Source organism: Saccharothrix sp. HUAS TT1 (assembly GCF_040744945.1).
Lineage (GTDB): Bacteria > Actinomycetota > Actinomycetes > Mycobacteriales > Pseudonocardiaceae > Actinosynnema.
This window is the reverse complement of record NZ_CP160454.1, coordinates 13296-26622: the sequence shown is the minus strand read 5'-3', so window position 1 is coordinate 26622 and position 13327 is coordinate 13296. Positions and strand designations below refer to the sequence as shown.

The 13327-nt window shown below is 72.9% G+C and carries 20 protein-coding genes; 1 reads left to right on the top strand and 19 read right to left on the bottom strand.

The window, feature by feature from the left end; genetic code table 11:
* Positions 1 to 38: 38 nt before the first annotated feature.
* Entirely contained in the window at positions 39 to 362 is a 324-nt protein-coding gene (locus AB0F89_RS37645) for a hypothetical protein (RefSeq protein WP_367139599.1), read from the bottom strand.
* Positions 363 to 493: 131 nt separating this feature from the next.
* Positions 494 to 844 carry a DUF1360 domain-containing protein gene (locus AB0F89_RS37640; protein ID WP_367139597.1) on the bottom strand — a complete coding sequence of 117 codons (351 nt, stop codon included), beginning with the start codon at positions 842 to 844 and terminating at the stop codon, positions 494 to 496.
* Between the two features lie 273 nt (positions 845 to 1117).
* On the opposite strand from AB0F89_RS37640, the gene AB0F89_RS37635 reads away from it, so the two are divergent.
* A complete protein-coding gene (locus AB0F89_RS37635; RefSeq protein WP_367139595.1) occupies positions 1118 to 2272 on the top strand; it encodes a putative glycoside hydrolase in 1155 nt (384 codons plus the stop codon).
* A 140-nt stretch (positions 2273 to 2412) separates the two neighbouring features.
* Here the strand turns inward: AB0F89_RS37635 and AB0F89_RS37630 are convergent, their stop codons facing one another.
* The 17 genes from AB0F89_RS37630 to AB0F89_RS37550 form a co-directional block, all read right to left on the bottom strand.
* The gene (locus tag AB0F89_RS37630; protein WP_367139593.1) at positions 2413 to 2757 is read right to left on the bottom strand and encodes a hypothetical protein; all 345 of its coding nucleotides are present in this window, start codon (positions 2755 to 2757) and stop codon (positions 2413 to 2415) included.
* Positions 2754 to 3077, bottom strand: a complete 324-nt coding sequence (locus AB0F89_RS37625; RefSeq protein WP_367139591.1) for a hypothetical protein — start codon at positions 3075 to 3077, stop codon at positions 2754 to 2756. Before AB0F89_RS37625 ends, AB0F89_RS37630 begins: the two co-directional genes overlap by 4 nt.
* On the bottom strand, positions 3074 to 3712 hold the full coding sequence (locus AB0F89_RS37620) for a WhiB family transcriptional regulator (RefSeq protein WP_367139589.1): 639 nt from the start codon (positions 3710 to 3712) through the stop codon (positions 3074 to 3076). The genes AB0F89_RS37625 and AB0F89_RS37620 overlap by 4 nt, the downstream gene beginning before the upstream one ends.
* A 248-nt stretch (positions 3713 to 3960) precedes the next feature.
* On the bottom strand, positions 3961 to 4722 hold the full coding sequence (locus AB0F89_RS37615; RefSeq protein ID WP_367139587.1) for an HNH endonuclease family protein: 762 nt from the start codon (positions 4720 to 4722) through the stop codon (positions 3961 to 3963).
* A gap of 95 nt (positions 4723 to 4817) precedes the next feature.
* The gene (locus AB0F89_RS37610; RefSeq protein WP_367139585.1) at positions 4818 to 5351 is read right to left on the bottom strand and encodes a hypothetical protein; all 534 of its coding nucleotides are present in this window, start codon (positions 5349 to 5351) and stop codon (positions 4818 to 4820) included.
* Positions 5352 to 5419: 68 nt separating this feature from the next.
* Positions 5420 to 6115 carry a hypothetical protein gene (locus AB0F89_RS37605; protein WP_367139583.1) on the bottom strand — a complete coding sequence of 232 codons (696 nt, stop codon included), beginning with the start codon at positions 6113 to 6115 and terminating at the stop codon, positions 5420 to 5422.
* A gap of 57 nt (positions 6116 to 6172) precedes the next feature.
* Positions 6173 to 6454 (bottom strand): hypothetical protein, encoded by a 282-nt coding sequence (locus AB0F89_RS37600; RefSeq protein WP_367139581.1) that lies wholly within the window; start codon positions 6452 to 6454, stop codon positions 6173 to 6175.
* Between the two features lie 363 nt (positions 6455 to 6817).
* Positions 6818 to 7084: a hypothetical protein gene (locus AB0F89_RS37595; protein WP_367139579.1), complete on the bottom strand. Its 267-nt coding sequence runs from the start codon at positions 7082 to 7084 to the stop codon at positions 6818 to 6820.
* Positions 7081 to 7299 carry a hypothetical protein gene (locus tag AB0F89_RS37590; RefSeq protein WP_367139577.1) on the bottom strand — a complete coding sequence of 73 codons (219 nt, stop codon included), beginning with the start codon at positions 7297 to 7299 and terminating at the stop codon, positions 7081 to 7083. Before AB0F89_RS37590 ends, AB0F89_RS37595 begins: the two co-directional genes overlap by 4 nt.
* Positions 7300 to 7333: 34 nt before the next feature.
* Positions 7334 to 7768 carry a hypothetical protein gene (locus AB0F89_RS37585; protein WP_367139575.1) on the bottom strand — a complete coding sequence of 145 codons (435 nt, stop codon included), beginning with the start codon at positions 7766 to 7768 and terminating at the stop codon, positions 7334 to 7336.
* A complete protein-coding gene (locus AB0F89_RS37580; RefSeq protein ID WP_367139573.1) occupies positions 7765 to 8997 on the bottom strand; it encodes a hypothetical protein in 1233 nt (410 codons plus the stop codon). Before AB0F89_RS37580 ends, AB0F89_RS37585 begins: the two co-directional genes overlap by 4 nt.
* Before the next feature lie 63 nt (positions 8998 to 9060).
* Entirely contained in the window at positions 9061 to 9396 is a 336-nt protein-coding gene (locus tag AB0F89_RS37575) for a hypothetical protein (protein ID WP_367139572.1), read from the bottom strand.
* A gap of 34 nt (positions 9397 to 9430) precedes the next feature.
* Positions 9431 to 9709, bottom strand: coding sequence for a hypothetical protein (locus AB0F89_RS37570; protein WP_367139570.1), 279 nt, complete (start codon positions 9707 to 9709; stop codon positions 9431 to 9433).
* A gap of 28 nt (positions 9710 to 9737) precedes the next feature.
* Positions 9738 to 10085, bottom strand: coding sequence for a hypothetical protein (locus tag AB0F89_RS37565; RefSeq protein WP_367139568.1), 348 nt, complete (start codon positions 10083 to 10085; stop codon positions 9738 to 9740).
* Between the two features lie 725 nt (positions 10086 to 10810).
* Entirely contained in the window at positions 10811 to 12196 is a 1386-nt protein-coding gene (locus AB0F89_RS37560) for a hypothetical protein (RefSeq protein WP_367139566.1), read from the bottom strand.
* On the bottom strand, positions 12196 to 12690 hold the full coding sequence (locus AB0F89_RS37555) for a GIY-YIG nuclease family protein (protein ID WP_367139564.1): 495 nt from the start codon (positions 12688 to 12690) through the stop codon (positions 12196 to 12198). Before AB0F89_RS37555 ends, AB0F89_RS37560 begins: the two co-directional genes overlap by 1 nt.
* Before the next feature lie 352 nt (positions 12691 to 13042).
* Positions 13043 to 13291, bottom strand: coding sequence for a hypothetical protein (locus tag AB0F89_RS37550; RefSeq protein ID WP_367139562.1), 249 nt, complete (start codon positions 13289 to 13291; stop codon positions 13043 to 13045).
* Between the last annotated feature and the right edge of the window lie 36 nt (positions 13292 to 13327).

Below are 13327 nucleotides of genomic sequence, written 5' to 3'. Positions count from 1 at the left end.
CGGGCGGCTTCGCCCGGTTCAGGCCCGCAGGGCGGGGTTCAACCGGTCAGGCACTCGTTGATGTCGAGCAGCCCGGCGAGCATGGACGGCTTGTAGGGCTCGCGGGTGGCGAGCAGGGTCTTGACGACGGTTTCGACGACCAGGCGCACGCAGCGCTGGTAGTCCTCGACGGGGGCTCCGACCAGGGCGTAGGTCTGGTCGAGGATTTTGTCGACGTCGAGTTCGGCGGCGGTGGGGTCGATGACGGTGTGGCGCTGCCAGGTGTGCACGGAGCGGGCGGCTCCGTTGTAGGAGCGGATGCTGCGCGGCTGGGACCGGGTCAGGACCCGCCCGGCTCGGTCGAGGGCCAACTTGATGATCAACTCTGCGTAGTCGAAAAGGCACGAGTCGGTCCGCGCGGGCGTGGACGGTCGTGTATCGACACTGGTCAACGTGTACCTCGTCTTCGTCGTCTGGCATCGCCGGCCGCTCGGCCGCGCCCGGCGGAACGGGCCTACTCCCTGCCGGCGAGCCATCCCACGGCGTAGGCGAGGGCCAGTGCGGAGCCGATGAGCCAGGTGAGCGCGTGGTCCCGGTAGTGCCAGGCCAGCGCCACCACGGCGATCGACACCCAGAACCCGGTGCACCAGGGGCAGGTGGCGAGCTGGTGCAGGCGGGCGCGCAGGGCGGCGATCCTCGGCCGGGTGGCGGCGGGGACCGGTCGGCCTTCGCGCAGGGCGCGTCGCTGCTCGCGGTTGTAGAGCAGCGCGGTGCGCGGGCGTTCGGTGATCGAGTCGGCGACGACGATCCGCGTGAGGCGGGCCGCCGCGCCGGTGGCGATCAGGAGTTGGAGCCAGGTGAGCACCGGGCGGACGTTACGGCGGCGCTTAACCGTACGCAGGGTCACAACCCTGTTACCGTGAGGTAGCCTCATATCGGGTGATGTCTCTACAAGTTTGTGACCTGCGGTGATAGGTGTCGATCATCCGCTGGTACGTGTGGGGTGCTCACGGGTGGTGGACGTATCCCGGCTGGCGCAGCGGGCCGACTACGGCAAGTGGCCGAGTCAGGCGTGGCGGCTCGCAGAGAGCGCTTCCAGAACAGGCGGCGGAACGCAGCGAATGCCACGATCGGCGGTATGGAGATCGACACGGACGTGGTACCTGCGGCTCGGCCGGGGACGCCGGCGGTGCGGAGCTGGTGGTATGGCATCGGCGCCCGACCGACCGACGAGGACCTGAGGCTGGCGGCGCGGCGCTACGCCGTGGTGGTGCTCAACGCCTGGGACCTCACCGAGCTGCGCCGGCTGCGCGCGCTGAACCCGAAGGTGACGGTGCTGGTCTACAAGTGCCTGTCCTCGACCCGGAACTACCCGGGCGCGGTCGAGGGCCCGAAGGGCGAGCGGGACGCGTCGCTGCTGCCCACCGGCGTGGGCTTCCACCAGGCGCGCAAGGAGTGGTTCGCCGTCGACGGCGACGGCCGCCGGATCGAGTGGAACGGCTACCCGAAGCACTGGCAGATGGCGGTGTGGAACACCGACTACCAGCAGGCGTGGGCGAAGCGCGTCGTCGACGAGGTGGTGCGCGACGGATGGGACGGGGTGCTGGCCGACAACGACATGCACACCCTGCGCTGGTACTCCGACAAGGTCGTGAAGGGCACCGGGAACCGGGCGGGCACCGACCGGTTGCTGCGCGAGGGCCTGGCGGGGCTGCTCGGCCGGGCCGGGACGGCACTGCGGCAGGCGAACAAGGTGCTCGTGCCCAACATCTCCGAGTCGCACACGACCGCGGACCGCTGGACTACGCACTCGCGGCACGGCGGCGGCATGGAGGAGAACTTCGCGCTGCGCGAGGACAACGGGGTGCTCACGTTCGCCGGGACGGAGTTCGCGGAGTTGCAGCGCACCGCGGCGGCCGGGGACCGCTGGCTGCTGCTGCTGACCAAGATCGGCGGGCGGGACGCGGCGACGGTGGAGCGGCTGGGCTTCGCCACGGCCGCCCTGCTGGCCGGGCCGCGTACGTGCTGGTCACCGCCGTCGAGCGGGGACTACCGGCGGCCGGGCTGGTCGTCGTGGCTGGAGCTGGAGGCGGGTGCGGCGCGGGAGCCGGCGGCGCGCGGCGAGAACGGGGTGTGGACGCGGCGGTTCGACCGGGCGTGGGTGGCGGTGAACCCGGGCAGGTCCACGGTGCGCGTCACCCCTCCGCGCGGGATGCGCCGTCCCGACGGCCAGGCGGTCACGGGCACGCTGTCGCTGCCGGGCCGCGACGCCGTGGTGCTGGTGCCGCGCTGACCAGATCCCCCGATCCGGTCGCCTCGCACCGCTCGTGAACTGCACGGATGCCGACGGCCCCGCCCGGGGTGCGCCGGGCGGGGCCGTCGAGGTGGTGGGTCGTGCTGATCGCACACCGTAACCGGGGAGGGTGGCGCAGGTCACTGACCGGATCGGGTGGTGTCGCCGGTCGCCGAGTCGTTCAGGGCCCGCTGGGCGGCCAGCAGCGCCTGCTTCTCCGCCTCCAGGACGCCGAGGTCGATGCCGAAGAACGCGGCGAGCAGCTTCTCGATGTCGGGGTGCGCGAAGTGCAGCCGCTCGCCGTCCTCGCTGGGGGTGCCCAGGTGCAGGTCGCGGGTGGGCAGCCAGTCCAGGAACTCCCCGATCACGTGGGAGTCGTCGGCGACGGCCAGGAGCTTGTCGTGCATCGGCGTGGACACCTGGTCGGGGTGCGTGACCAGCGCGGACGGCGCGGCGGGCGAGGTGTTGGTGGTGGTGGTGTTCACGGCTTCTCCGTGTAGCGGGTCGCGGGGTCGGTGGGCTGGTGCGGGATGGTGGGCCGGTCGTCGCCGCCGGGCGGGTCGGGTCGGGCCCGGTAGCCGTCGGCGCGGTGCTCGATGAGGCCGGCGAGGTGCCGCAGCTCGACGATGACGGTGCTGCCGCCGTCGGGGTCGGCGCGTTCGTGCTGTCGGGCCCGGTCCTCCAACCCCATCGCCACCAGGTGCAGCTCGTAGGCCAGCAGCTCCAGCACGGGCCGTGGCTGCTGCTCGGGCGGGGTGCAGGCGAGCATCGCGTAGTAGCCGGCGGGGTCGTACCCGCTGGTCATGCGGCTGACGCCCCGCTCCCTCCGACGCGGGCGCGGGTCCTGGCCGCCTTGGGCGCGGCACTGCGGGGCGCAGGAACCGGCGTGTCGACGTCGTCGGCGGGGTCGCCGGCGGTGCGCGCCGGGCCGCAGTAGCGGTCCAGCACCTCCTCCAGCTCGGGCGAACCGAGCAGCGCCCGGCCTGCGGTGGCCTTGACCAGTCGCCTCTGGATCGGGTCGCGCGTGCCTTCGCCCACGCCGCCCCACGTGTTCCACTTCTCGGGTTTGACCAGCGCCAACGTCAGGCAGTCGCGCTGCACGGGGCAGCCGCGGCAGATGCGTTTGGCCGCCGCGGTGCGGCTGGTGTCCAGGCCCGCCCACAGGTCGGGGTCGCGGTGCGTGCGGCACAGGCCGCGGCTCAGGTCGATCTCGCCGACGATCGCGTCGGGGGTGGAGGCCGGGTTGTCGATGTAGGCCAGCTCCCACTGCTGCGGGGTGTACCAGCCGTGCCGCTCGGCGAGGCCGGGCGCCTGGGCGGCGCGCGGGCCGGAGGTGTTCCGAAGAAGGTCGAACACCCGGCAGATGTCCTCGTGCACGGACAGCGGGATGGTCGGGGTGTCGGACTTGACCGGCACCTTGCCGTCGACGGCGCTGGTCATGTGGGGTGCGATGCTCGCTTCGACGTGTCCGATCGCGTAGAGCGACTGGAGGCGTCGGCGTGCGCCGAGGGCCGAAACGCGGACTTCGCCGCGCCTTTTCGTGATCTTCGGCTTGGCGCGCGGGCCGGAGGTTGCCATGATGGGCGTACTCCTCGGGTTGGGGAGTAGCCCGCCGGGGCTGTGCTTGGGTAGGCCACCCCGGCGGGCGTTACTCGTTTCGGGTCGGGTTCGTGCTGGTCGCCGCCCGGTCAGGCCGTGCGGCAGGTGTCCAGCATGGCGGCCAGGGCGGTGACTTCTCCACTACTGGCGGTCAACCCGTAGCCGCTCTTGACGCCGATCCAGTTGATCGCGTAGCGGCAGTGGTTGCCCGCCGCGGGCGGCAGCCACTCGGGCGGGGCCTGGTCGCCCTTGGCGCGGTTGGTCTTCCTGGTGGCCGGCACCAGCTCGATCGTGTGGTCGTTGGCGAAGTGCTCGCGCAGCTCGGGGGTCCAGTCGGCGGCGCCGGTGCGCCACGCCTCGGCCAGCGGCACCACGTGGTCGATGTCGAGTTCGCGCGGGTCGGTCACGGTGACGTCGTCGTAGCGCGAGTGCCAGGTGCCGGCGGTGACCTTGCAGGTGGCCGGGTCGCGGACGACATCGCGGCCCTGGTTGACCAGCACGGTCTCCCGGGTGTCGCAGCCGTCGGGCCCGCTGTTCCAGCCGTCGCCGAACTTCTCGCGCCGGTAGCCCGTCATCGGCCGGTCGTCGGCGATGACCAGCGCGGCGAGCTGGTCGCGTGCGGTCCGGACGTCGGTGCCGTAGCCGGGGGCGTAGGGCGGGGGCACGAGGTAGTCCTCGATCGGGTCGCCGGGCAGCCGGGGCGCGGGCTCGTCGACCTGGGCGTGCTCCGCGCCGGCCGGGGTGGCGGGGTCGCCGTCGGCGTCGCCGAGCAGTCCGCAGCCCGCAGTGGTGACCGCGACCAGCGCGGCGAGGACGAGCGCCTTCCGCTTGTGGGTGTTCCTGCTGTTCATCGGGCATGTCCTTCGGGTTGGGGTGGTGCTGGTGGACCTTCGCCCGCCCCCGGGAGGTCCACTGCGTGCGGTGGGGCCGGGGGCGGGAGGCAGTGTCAGGGCCGGGGGTGGGGAAGGGCCCGGCCGGGGTGGAAGCGGGCGTCGAGCAGCGCGCCGACCTCCCGCAGGGTGCCGCCCGCGAGCAGGCTGGTGACCAGCAGCTGGAGGGCCTGGCCGCCGATGAGGCAGAGCAGGGCGGCGGCGGGGGCGACGACGAGGGCGCTGAACACGAGCTGGGTGCGCCGCCGGCTGGGCCGGGCGGTGCGCGGGTAGTCCGGCAGGTGTCCGGCGTCGGGGTCGGCGGCCCACCGGTCGCGGGCGCGTGCCCAGCGGGCGACGCGGCGGCAGGTGGTGACGGTGAGCAGGGCGGCGCGCAGGGCGTAGCCGGCGAGGGACGCCTGCACGAGCACGGCGCCCGGGTCGACGCCGCGGTGCAGGCTCAGCAGCGCGCCGGCGGTGAACAGCACACCCGCCAGGGCGGGCATCAGGGCGTCGCGCAGGCGCAGGACGCGGGGGTCGCGGCCGGTCGAGGTCGGCCTTGTCCCGGTCGGTCGGGTGGGGATCGGTTGGGTGTCGTCGTTGCTGGTCACGGGCGGTGTCCCTTCGTACATGAGGGTTGGGAAGGGGTGCCGGCGGGCGTGGTCGGGTGGTCAGGTGGTCAGGTGGTGGGGTCGAGGCGGGTGGACCACTCGTGGAACGCGGACGGCGGGAACGCCGTGCGGAGCTCCTGGAGCACGGCGTCGTCGAGGTCGAGGTGGTGCGGGTCGACGCCCGCTTCCCCGGGGGAGAGGTGGGCGGCGATGACGGCGACGGCCGTGGTGGACAGGGTGAGGGTGACGGTCGGTTCGGTCAGTGGCGCGCAGCCCGGCCCGTGTTCGGTGGGCAGCAGGTGGCGTTGGTCGCGGAAGCACAGCCCGCACAGCCGGCACGGGTCGACGGCGGCGTGGCGCAGCGCGGTCACGGCCGACGCGGCGTCGTTCCGCTCGACCAGGGCGAGCACGGAGTTGATGTACTCGCCGGAGCGCTCGGCGTTGGTCGTCCGACCGCACCGCACGCTGGTCGGGTGGTTGAGCGTGGTGGCGTGGATCGTGCCTTCGCCGTTGCGGTAGAGGGTGATCAGCAGCATGGGCAGCGGCTTGAGCGGGTCGACGGTGTGGCCGAAGCGCTCGGCGATCCGGGCGCTCAACCGGTTGGAGGTGGCGTTGGCGTACGCGCTCGCCTCTTCCCACGTCCACCCGGCCTTGACCAGGTGGTCGGTCTCGCGGAAGTGTCCGACGACGTCCAGCGGCGGCTGCGCGGGCACCGCGGCGCGGCGCCCGCCGCCGTCGACGTCGTCCTGGCCGGCGGTGGTCACGATGATCCTCCTCGGTGGTTCGCGCTGGTCACGGCGATGTTCCAGGGGTGAGGGCGGTCAGGCGTCGGGGGCGGTGGTGAACACGCCGGGCGGGGTGGTGTTGCGCAGGTAGGTGGTCAGCGCCAGGTGGGCGGTGCCGGTGAACTTCAGGCGGGTGCTCTGGTCGCCCCAGTGGCAGCCGGCGTCGCGGGCGAGGGCCTGGGCGGTGGCGGTGATCGCGTCGGTGTCCAGGAAGATCCGCACCGGCGCGGTGCCGGAGTCGGTGGTGCCGGAGTCGGTGGTGCCGGAGTCGGTGGTGCCGGAGTCGGCGGTGGTCCCGGTGCTGGTGTCGGTGGTCACGAGGTTGCTCCTCGGGTCGGTTCGTGCTGGTCATCGTGGTGGTGCTGGTGTTCCACCAGCCTAGCGCGACCTACATCATATGTACATATGATGCAGGTGTGCATTGGGGTGGTGCGCGCAGTGGACCCGACGGAGGCGACGCGGGCCGACTCCTCGCTTCCGAGGGCCTGCCCGCGGGGCCGGCCGGGCGCGACGCGCACGCCGCACCCGACGGTTCCCCGGTTTCCGGGGCCGGCGCGCACCGGGACGTGACACACTGGGGTCCTCCTTTCCATGAGGGTTGGGAGAACCCGGCCCGGAACGCTCACTGTCGAGGTCAGCGTTCCGGGCCGCTCCATGCCCAGGCGACCACGTCCGCGCTGGTCACGCCCGCCCGAGGCCCGCGCGCAGCAGGTGCCCGACACCGATCGTGGCCATGATCGCCAGCGCCGCCTGGCCGAACCAGGCGGGCGCGTCGGGGTCGAGCAGCGACGCCGCGTTCAGCCCGGCCGCCACGAACGCCCCGACCGCGGTGAGCCAGAACACCCGGTACGGGCCCAGCGGGGTGCGCCGGCGCGGCCGGGCCGGTCGACGCCCCACCCCGCGCGCACCCTCCGCCGCCTCGTCGCGCGGCACGTTCCGGCCGGTCACAGCCGTCCCCGCCGCGTCAACAGCACGAGCAGGTAGATGCCGGCCAGGCCGCTGCCGCCCAGCGACGGCGGGTAGAGCCACGTCGGCCCGTCGGCGAGCAGCGTGGTCGCGGTCGTCCCGGCCGAGCCGACACCGCCCACCGCGACGGCGGTGTGCACCGCCCGCCGGGTCGTCCGCCGCGCCACGCGGCGGACCAGGCGCTTGAGTCGCCTCATCGGTTCACCTTCCCTGAAGTGTGGTTCGTGCTGGTCATGAGCGGTGCCGCAGGGCGCAGCGGACGAGCCGGGCGAGGCCGCGGGCGGCGGCCCAGGGGACCGGGGTGTGCAGCAGCAGGCCGCCGACCACCCCGACCCAGGCGACCATCGTCTCGTCGGCCACCACGCCGCCCAGCGCCACCGCGAACCCGACGAGCAGCGCGGTGTACCGCAGCCGCTCGAACCGGCGGCGCGGCGGCAGCCGCAGCACGGTGCGCCGCACCGCGTGCGCGGTCTCGTCGTGCAGCACCAGCATCGCGGCCACCAGCGCCAGCCAGGCCATCACGACCCGGCCGGTGAGGATGCCGGTCACCAGGACCGCGAACAGGGCGACGCCCAGCAGCAGCTGCCGCCGCGAGAACGGGTCCAGGGCGCGCCACCGCACACGGCGCCTCCGGGTGGTGTCGTCGCTGGTCATCGGCCCGGTCACGCCGTCTCGCCGGGGCGCTCGTCGTCCCGGCCGGGCGACCGGAGCTGGTCCAGGACGGGCCGGGTGAGGTCGATCGGCCGGAACGCCGTGGTCGGGTCGACGTCGCCGTGCACGCCGGTCCCCTTCCCCAGCTCGTTTGTGCGGAGCCTACGGAGCGAGATGCCACCTTCGGCCTGGTCGGCCGCGTGTACCTGTGGGTACGTCCGTGCCTTCCGACCGGCCTCCTCGATCGTCGTCGCCTCGACGCGTGCCAGTTCGACGCCGCGACTGGTGACCGACCAGGTGTCGGTGAGTTCGCCTTCCTCGGCGGTGCCGGTGGGCCGCACGGAGACGACGGGGCGCAGGATGACCTGCGCGAACACGGCCTGGGTGGACAGCGTGACGAGCGCGTCGCGGTCGGCGGGGGTGGAGTTGCCGAGCACGGCGAGGCTGAACGCGACGTGGACTTTCTTCATGTCCGGGTCGGTGTCGGTCCAGTCGTGGGCGCGGCGCGCGTCGACCAGGCGCTGCGCCTCGCGGAGCAGTTCGCCGAAGTCGGCGGCCTGGAGGCCGGCGGCGTGCGTGGCCGCGCCGCCGAAGTCGCCGGCGACGATCCACAGCTCCTCACCCTGCTCCACGCTCTCCTGGATCAAGCGCGTGACCAGCGCGGACATGCCGGAGTCGTAGCCGTCGGGAGCGGTGTCGCCGAGGTCGTCCCGGAGGGCGGCGACACCGTCGACGAGGAGGAGTTCGTCGGCGGGCCGGGTGACGTCGAGGGTGACCCCGTGCCGGGGGCCGCGGTCGAGCAGGTGGTGGGCGAGCTGCTTGACCTCGGTGGTCTCGCCGGTGAGCAGGCGGCTGCTGAACTGCACCAGCACCGGCGGGTGGGCGGGCACGTCGGGGCCCGCGGCGCGGGTGTCGACGAGGTCGGCGGCGCGGCCGAGGAGCTGGGCGAGAGTGGGCGCGACGTGGTCGGAGGCACGGCGGTCGGGCACGGTGTCGTCGCCGGCGACCGTCCACAGCAGGCCGGAGCCCAGCGGCGTGGCGTCGGGCTGCTCCTCGTCGAGGAGCGCGATCAGCTCGGCGCCGGTGGGCAGGTGCCGGCCGGCGGCGCGGTCCCGGGCGCCCTGGTAGGCGTCGGCGAGCATCGCCAGGGCCTCGTCGGGGTCGGCGGCGGGCTGCCAGCCGAACCGCTCGGGCTCGGGGGCGTCGCCGGGCTGTGCGCCGTCGCCGGGGGGAAGGGCGTTCATGTCGTGTTTCTCCAGTTCACGGGCGGTCTGGGTAGGCCGTCGGGTCGGGGCTCGGGGGTCGGGTCAGAGGTCGAAGGGGTTGTCGGTGCCGAGGCGGTCGTGCCGGCCGGGGCGGCGGTGGGGGTTGTGCCTGTCCATCGCGATGCTGAACCACAGGCCGACCTTGTCCGGGTCGCAGGTGTCGAGCCGCTGGAGCTCGGCCCCGGTGGAGCCGGTGCGCAGCGCCATGACGAGCGCCGTCGTCTCGGCGAGGTGCACGCCGTGCTCGGCGCAGGTCTGCACGGTGGAGTCGAACCAGTGGGAGTCGGCGAGGGCCCGGGTGATGGGGCTGCCGAACAGGTCGTCGAAGGCCGCCAGCAGCGAGGCGCGGATGGCCTGGGGGTCGTGGGTGAGCGACACGGCGTTGCTCCTGGTCATGGGGTCGGCGGGCGGGTCAGAGCCGGCTCTTGAGCCAGCCGGTGGGCGACTCGGCGGTGTCGGCCAGCCAGTCCAGGGTGTGGTCCTCGGTGTCCTTGGCGACGGCGGCGACCAGGCGGTCGAAGTCCTCGGGGGTGTCGGCGTCGAGGTCGCGGACGGCGTACCTGGCGACGGCGGCGAAGAAGTCCTCGTCGGCGGTGATCGCGTCGGCGACGTCCTGGGGGAAGTGCTTGGTGACGGCGGCGGTGAGGGCGGTGACGGCGGCGTCCTGGCGCATGGCGGCGGGCTCCTTCATGAGGGTCGGGAGGGTCGGGCGGACGGGGTCAGGAGGTGGTGGTCGGGGTGTCCGGGGCGGCTGTCGAGGAGGCCGTCGGGACGCTGTCGGCGGTGGTGCCGGAGGGGTTGTCGGGGGTGGCGGTGAGGGCCTTGCGGAGGCCGCTCGCGTGGGAGTGGCTGGCGCCGATCGCGGTCCCCAGGTTGGTGTCGTTCATGCCCGCGGCGAGGCCTTCGGCGACCGCCTTCGGGTCCTGATTCTTGATCTCCGCGCTGATCGCGGCGCGGACGGCGCGCAGTGCCCGGACCCGGTCCATGAGGTCGGGGTGGGCTTCGGCGACGAGGGCCAGCACGCGCTGGGAGGTCTCCTCGGCGAAGGGGGTTTTCCGTGTCGTCACACCCCACATTAAAGTAACTTGCAAAGCTTATGTCAAGTTGGTTTACAACCGGTTTGCACGGCCACCCGTTCGGGTCGCCGCCCGTCACCCACCGTGCCCGATATGCGCATCCGGCACCCCGCCGTTTTGCGCATCGGTCACCGCGGAGACCCCGATGCGCATAACCGGCCACCCCGAGGCGGTAGGCAAACCGGTCGGCCCGCGCCTCTCTTCGCGCGCACGCGCGCGTCTGCGCCCGCCCGCGCGGGCCTGCGCGATAGTCGCCCTCGATATGCACATTCCCGTGTGTGCAAAACGCGCAAAACCCCTCGTCGCCACGCACCGTGACCGGACGGGGTCCGACCGACCCGCCACGACGACCGTCGGGAGCACCGCCGGGGCGGTGCCGACGACCCGCTCCGAAGCACGGAAGTGGATCACCGGGTGATCCACTCCGGCCGCTCGTCGTCGATCATCGGAGTGGCCGGCCGAGGTCGCCCTGGAGCCGCGCGCCGCGCCCGCCGGCGGGGAACCGCCGGCCCTTCGCCGCGCGCCGCGCAGCGGCCCGCTCAGCGCCCGGACGGACCCTTTCCGTGCGCCCGCCGCCGGTGCGTCGAATGATCCATCCGGAGGCCCTGAGACGCCCTGAGACGGTCCGGGGGTGTGTGACGGGTGCCGAGCCGCCGGTTTGCGGCTCTGCGTGCCGTACAGGCCCCGTTTCGGGCCGTTTCCAGCCGGCCGGCGGATCACCCCGCCGCCTTCACCGGCTCGGGCACCACCGGCCGCCGCGCCGGCCTGGCGGCCCGCGAACCGGGTCCGCGCCGTGGCACCCCGCGCCCCTCGCGCAGCATCGTGAGCTTCCGCAACGCGGCCTGGAGCTTGATCGCCCGAGCGATCACCGTCGCCTGGCGCAGCTCCGGGTGGTGGGCGCGGATCAGCCGCTCGACCTCTTCCCGCGCCAACTCCGGTTCGGCAACCAGGGCGTCGGCCGCATCGGGCCCGGCCAGGTCCCGGCAGTGGTCGGCTTCGTGCACCGCCGCCACCCACCGGTCGACGTCGACCCCGGCCGGAGCCGCCCGCCACCCGCCCGCCGAACCGCTGCCGCCGTCCGGGCCGTGGCTCGTGCCCGCGGATGCCTCGCTCTGCGCGCCCGCGTGTGGGTGGTTACTTCCCAACTTGGGTGCGTGGTCGACCAGGTACGGATCTTGCGTTGGTTGTTCGGTCCGAGTGGCCCCGGCGTCAGCCGGGGTCGCTCGGGTCGGGGGGTCCAGGGGGGCGGGCCCCCCTGGGTTGGTCTTGGTCTTTTTGATCGTGTTCTCACTGGTCTTCTTAAAGACCTCCCGCCTCCCGACGTGTCGGGTGCCCGACGTGTCGGAAAGCGGTACCTCGGAGCCACCAGCCACAACGCCTGTTTCCGCAGGTCGCACCGAGGTACCGGATTCGGTATCTCGGGCGCGGGGGTGCCCCGGCCCCTCTTCGGGGGAGTTGTCCACAGGCTTCGCGGGCGGGTTGTCCACAGGCTCGAAAGGCAGTTCGGGCGCGTCTCCGGCGCCGTCGGCGGGGTCCTCGGCCGCCTCGTCGGCGGTGGCCGTCCTGCGCCGGCGCTTGTCCGTCGAAGGGTCCTTCTTGCGCGGCACGTACGGGGTGAGGGCGCCGTCGTCGAGGACCTGCTCCTCCCCGCGCCAGGACTCGATCACGGCCCACGTGATCGTCGCGGGCAGCTGCACCAGGACGCCGCGGGCGTCGCGCACGGCCTCGCCGTTGCGGTCGAGCACCGGGATCTGGGTGTACGAGCCGGGCTTGTACCGGCCGGCCAGCAGCTCCATGTCCTCGTCGGTGTGCGGCTCGGCCGCCCGGTACACGTCGGTGGCGAACTGGCCCTTGTGGTCGTGCCGGTACTTGACCACCACGTAGTACCCGTATTCGATCAACGTGGCCCGCGCCTTGGACGCGTCGCGCCTGGTCAAACCCGGTTTCTCTTCGACCAGCTTGGCCAGTTTGAAGTCCCAGTCGTCCTTGTGGCGCAGGACGTGGGCGAGCAGGCCGAGCGACAGCAGGTCGGGCAGCCGGTCCATCGCGGTGTTGCTGACCGGGGTGTACTTCTCAGGGTGGAGGCTGCGCAGCCGCTGCATCAGCGCACCCCGCCTTCGGCCCGCAGCGGCGACGTCCGGGACGTACGGGCGTCCTCCGGGGCGTCCGTGCTGGTCATGGCGCTGTCGGGGCTGTGGACGGACCGCTGGTGGCGCACGGCCGCCGCGAACTCGGCCACGGCGTCCCGGCCGGCGAAGTCGAACCACTCCCCGCGCACCCGCCGGTCGGCGAAGCGCTCGTGCAGGTCGCGTTCGAGGTCCCGGCCGTCCTCGGTGTGCCAGAGCAGGGCGAGGTCCGCGGTGCTCGCGCCCCGCAGCGCGGCCAGCCGGCGGGTCGGATCGGCCGACACGCCGATCTTGACCGTGCCGCTGCTCTCGGCGAGGTAACGGCACCGGAACGTGGTGTGGTCGATCGTGGGGTCGATCGTGGGGTCGAGCAGCAGGGTCGTGAATCGGTCACCGGTCTCGACGGCAAGGCGTCGAAGGTCGTCGGTACCGCGTACGGGGTCGTCGGGTGGCGTGTTTTCGCTGGTCATGGCCTGTATCCCTGGGTTGGGGACACGTGACCGCCGGGTTCGGTGTCACACACCACGCCAGGTGTGACAGCGCCCGACTTCCGCTAGGATCACGGAAGCGCGCGCATCACAGCGTGGTGTCCGGTCCTTAGCAGGCCGGTCACGTGTTTCAGTGGGGGAAACGCTCCGGGCGACGAAGGCGGCCAAACCTGACGTCCGGGGCGTTTCTGCTGTTCAAGTGCTGTTTTGTCGTGGTGGCGTCGTCTCCCTGGGTATGGGGAGGGTGGCCTTACGGCGCGGGTGCGCCCACGGCCGGCCACGATTCGCCAAGCGCCGTACGCCCCCACCACGACGGGGTGCTTCGTCTAGGTGATCATGCCGCGCGCTCCTGTCCGTGCACGTCGAGCGCGAGCTGGTGCTGTTCGCGCAGTTCACGCAGCCCGTCCGGGCCGCCGAGGGCGTCGACCATCGCGTTCCACAGCCAGGTCGGCGCGACCACGACGTAGTCGCCGGGGTGGCGGCTGTTGGTGATCGGCAACGCCTCGCCGGAGTGGTAGACCGACCCCAGCTTGCGGCTGATGTTCGCGTTGAACTCGCCGATGGTGACCGAGGGCTGCGTCATGTGACACTCCGTGATGGCGGTGTTGCGGGTGGTGGG

Bases quoted from the DNA above. Each gene is read 5' to 3' on its own strand.
- AB0F89_RS37635 (WP_367139595.1), top strand. From the start codon at position 1,118: ATGGAGATCGACACGGACGTGGTACCTGCGGCTCGGCCGGGGACGCCG.
- AB0F89_RS37625 (WP_367139591.1), bottom strand. From the start codon at position 3,077: ATGACCAGCGGGTACGACCCCGCCGGCTACTACGCGATGCTCGCCTGC.
- AB0F89_RS37620 (WP_367139589.1), bottom strand. From the start codon at position 3,712: ATGACCAGCGCCGTCGACGGCAAGGTGCCGGTCAAGTCCGACACCCCG.
- AB0F89_RS37615 (WP_367139587.1), bottom strand. From the start codon at position 4,722: ATGAACAGCAGGAACACCCACAAGCGGAAGGCGCTCGTCCTCGCCGCG.
- AB0F89_RS37590 (WP_367139577.1), bottom strand. From the start codon at position 7,299: ATGAGGCGACTCAAGCGCCTGGTCCGCCGCGTGGCGCGGCGGACGACC.
- AB0F89_RS37580 (WP_367139573.1), bottom strand. From the start codon at position 8,997: ATGAACGCCCTTCCCCCCGGCGACGGCGCACAGCCCGGCGACGCCCCC.
- AB0F89_RS37570 (WP_367139570.1), bottom strand. From the start codon at position 9,709: ATGAAGGAGCCCGCCGCCATGCGCCAGGACGCCGCCGTCACCGCCCTC.
- AB0F89_RS37560 (WP_367139566.1), bottom strand. From the start codon at position 12,196: ATGCAGCGGCTGCGCAGCCTCCACCCTGAGAAGTACACCCCGGTCAGC.
- AB0F89_RS37555 (WP_367139564.1), bottom strand. From the start codon at position 12,690: ATGACCAGCGAAAACACGCCACCCGACGACCCCGTACGCGGTACCGAC.
- AB0F89_RS37550 (WP_367139562.1), bottom strand. From the start codon at position 13,291: ATGACGCAGCCCTCGGTCACCATCGGCGAGTTCAACGCGAACATCAGC.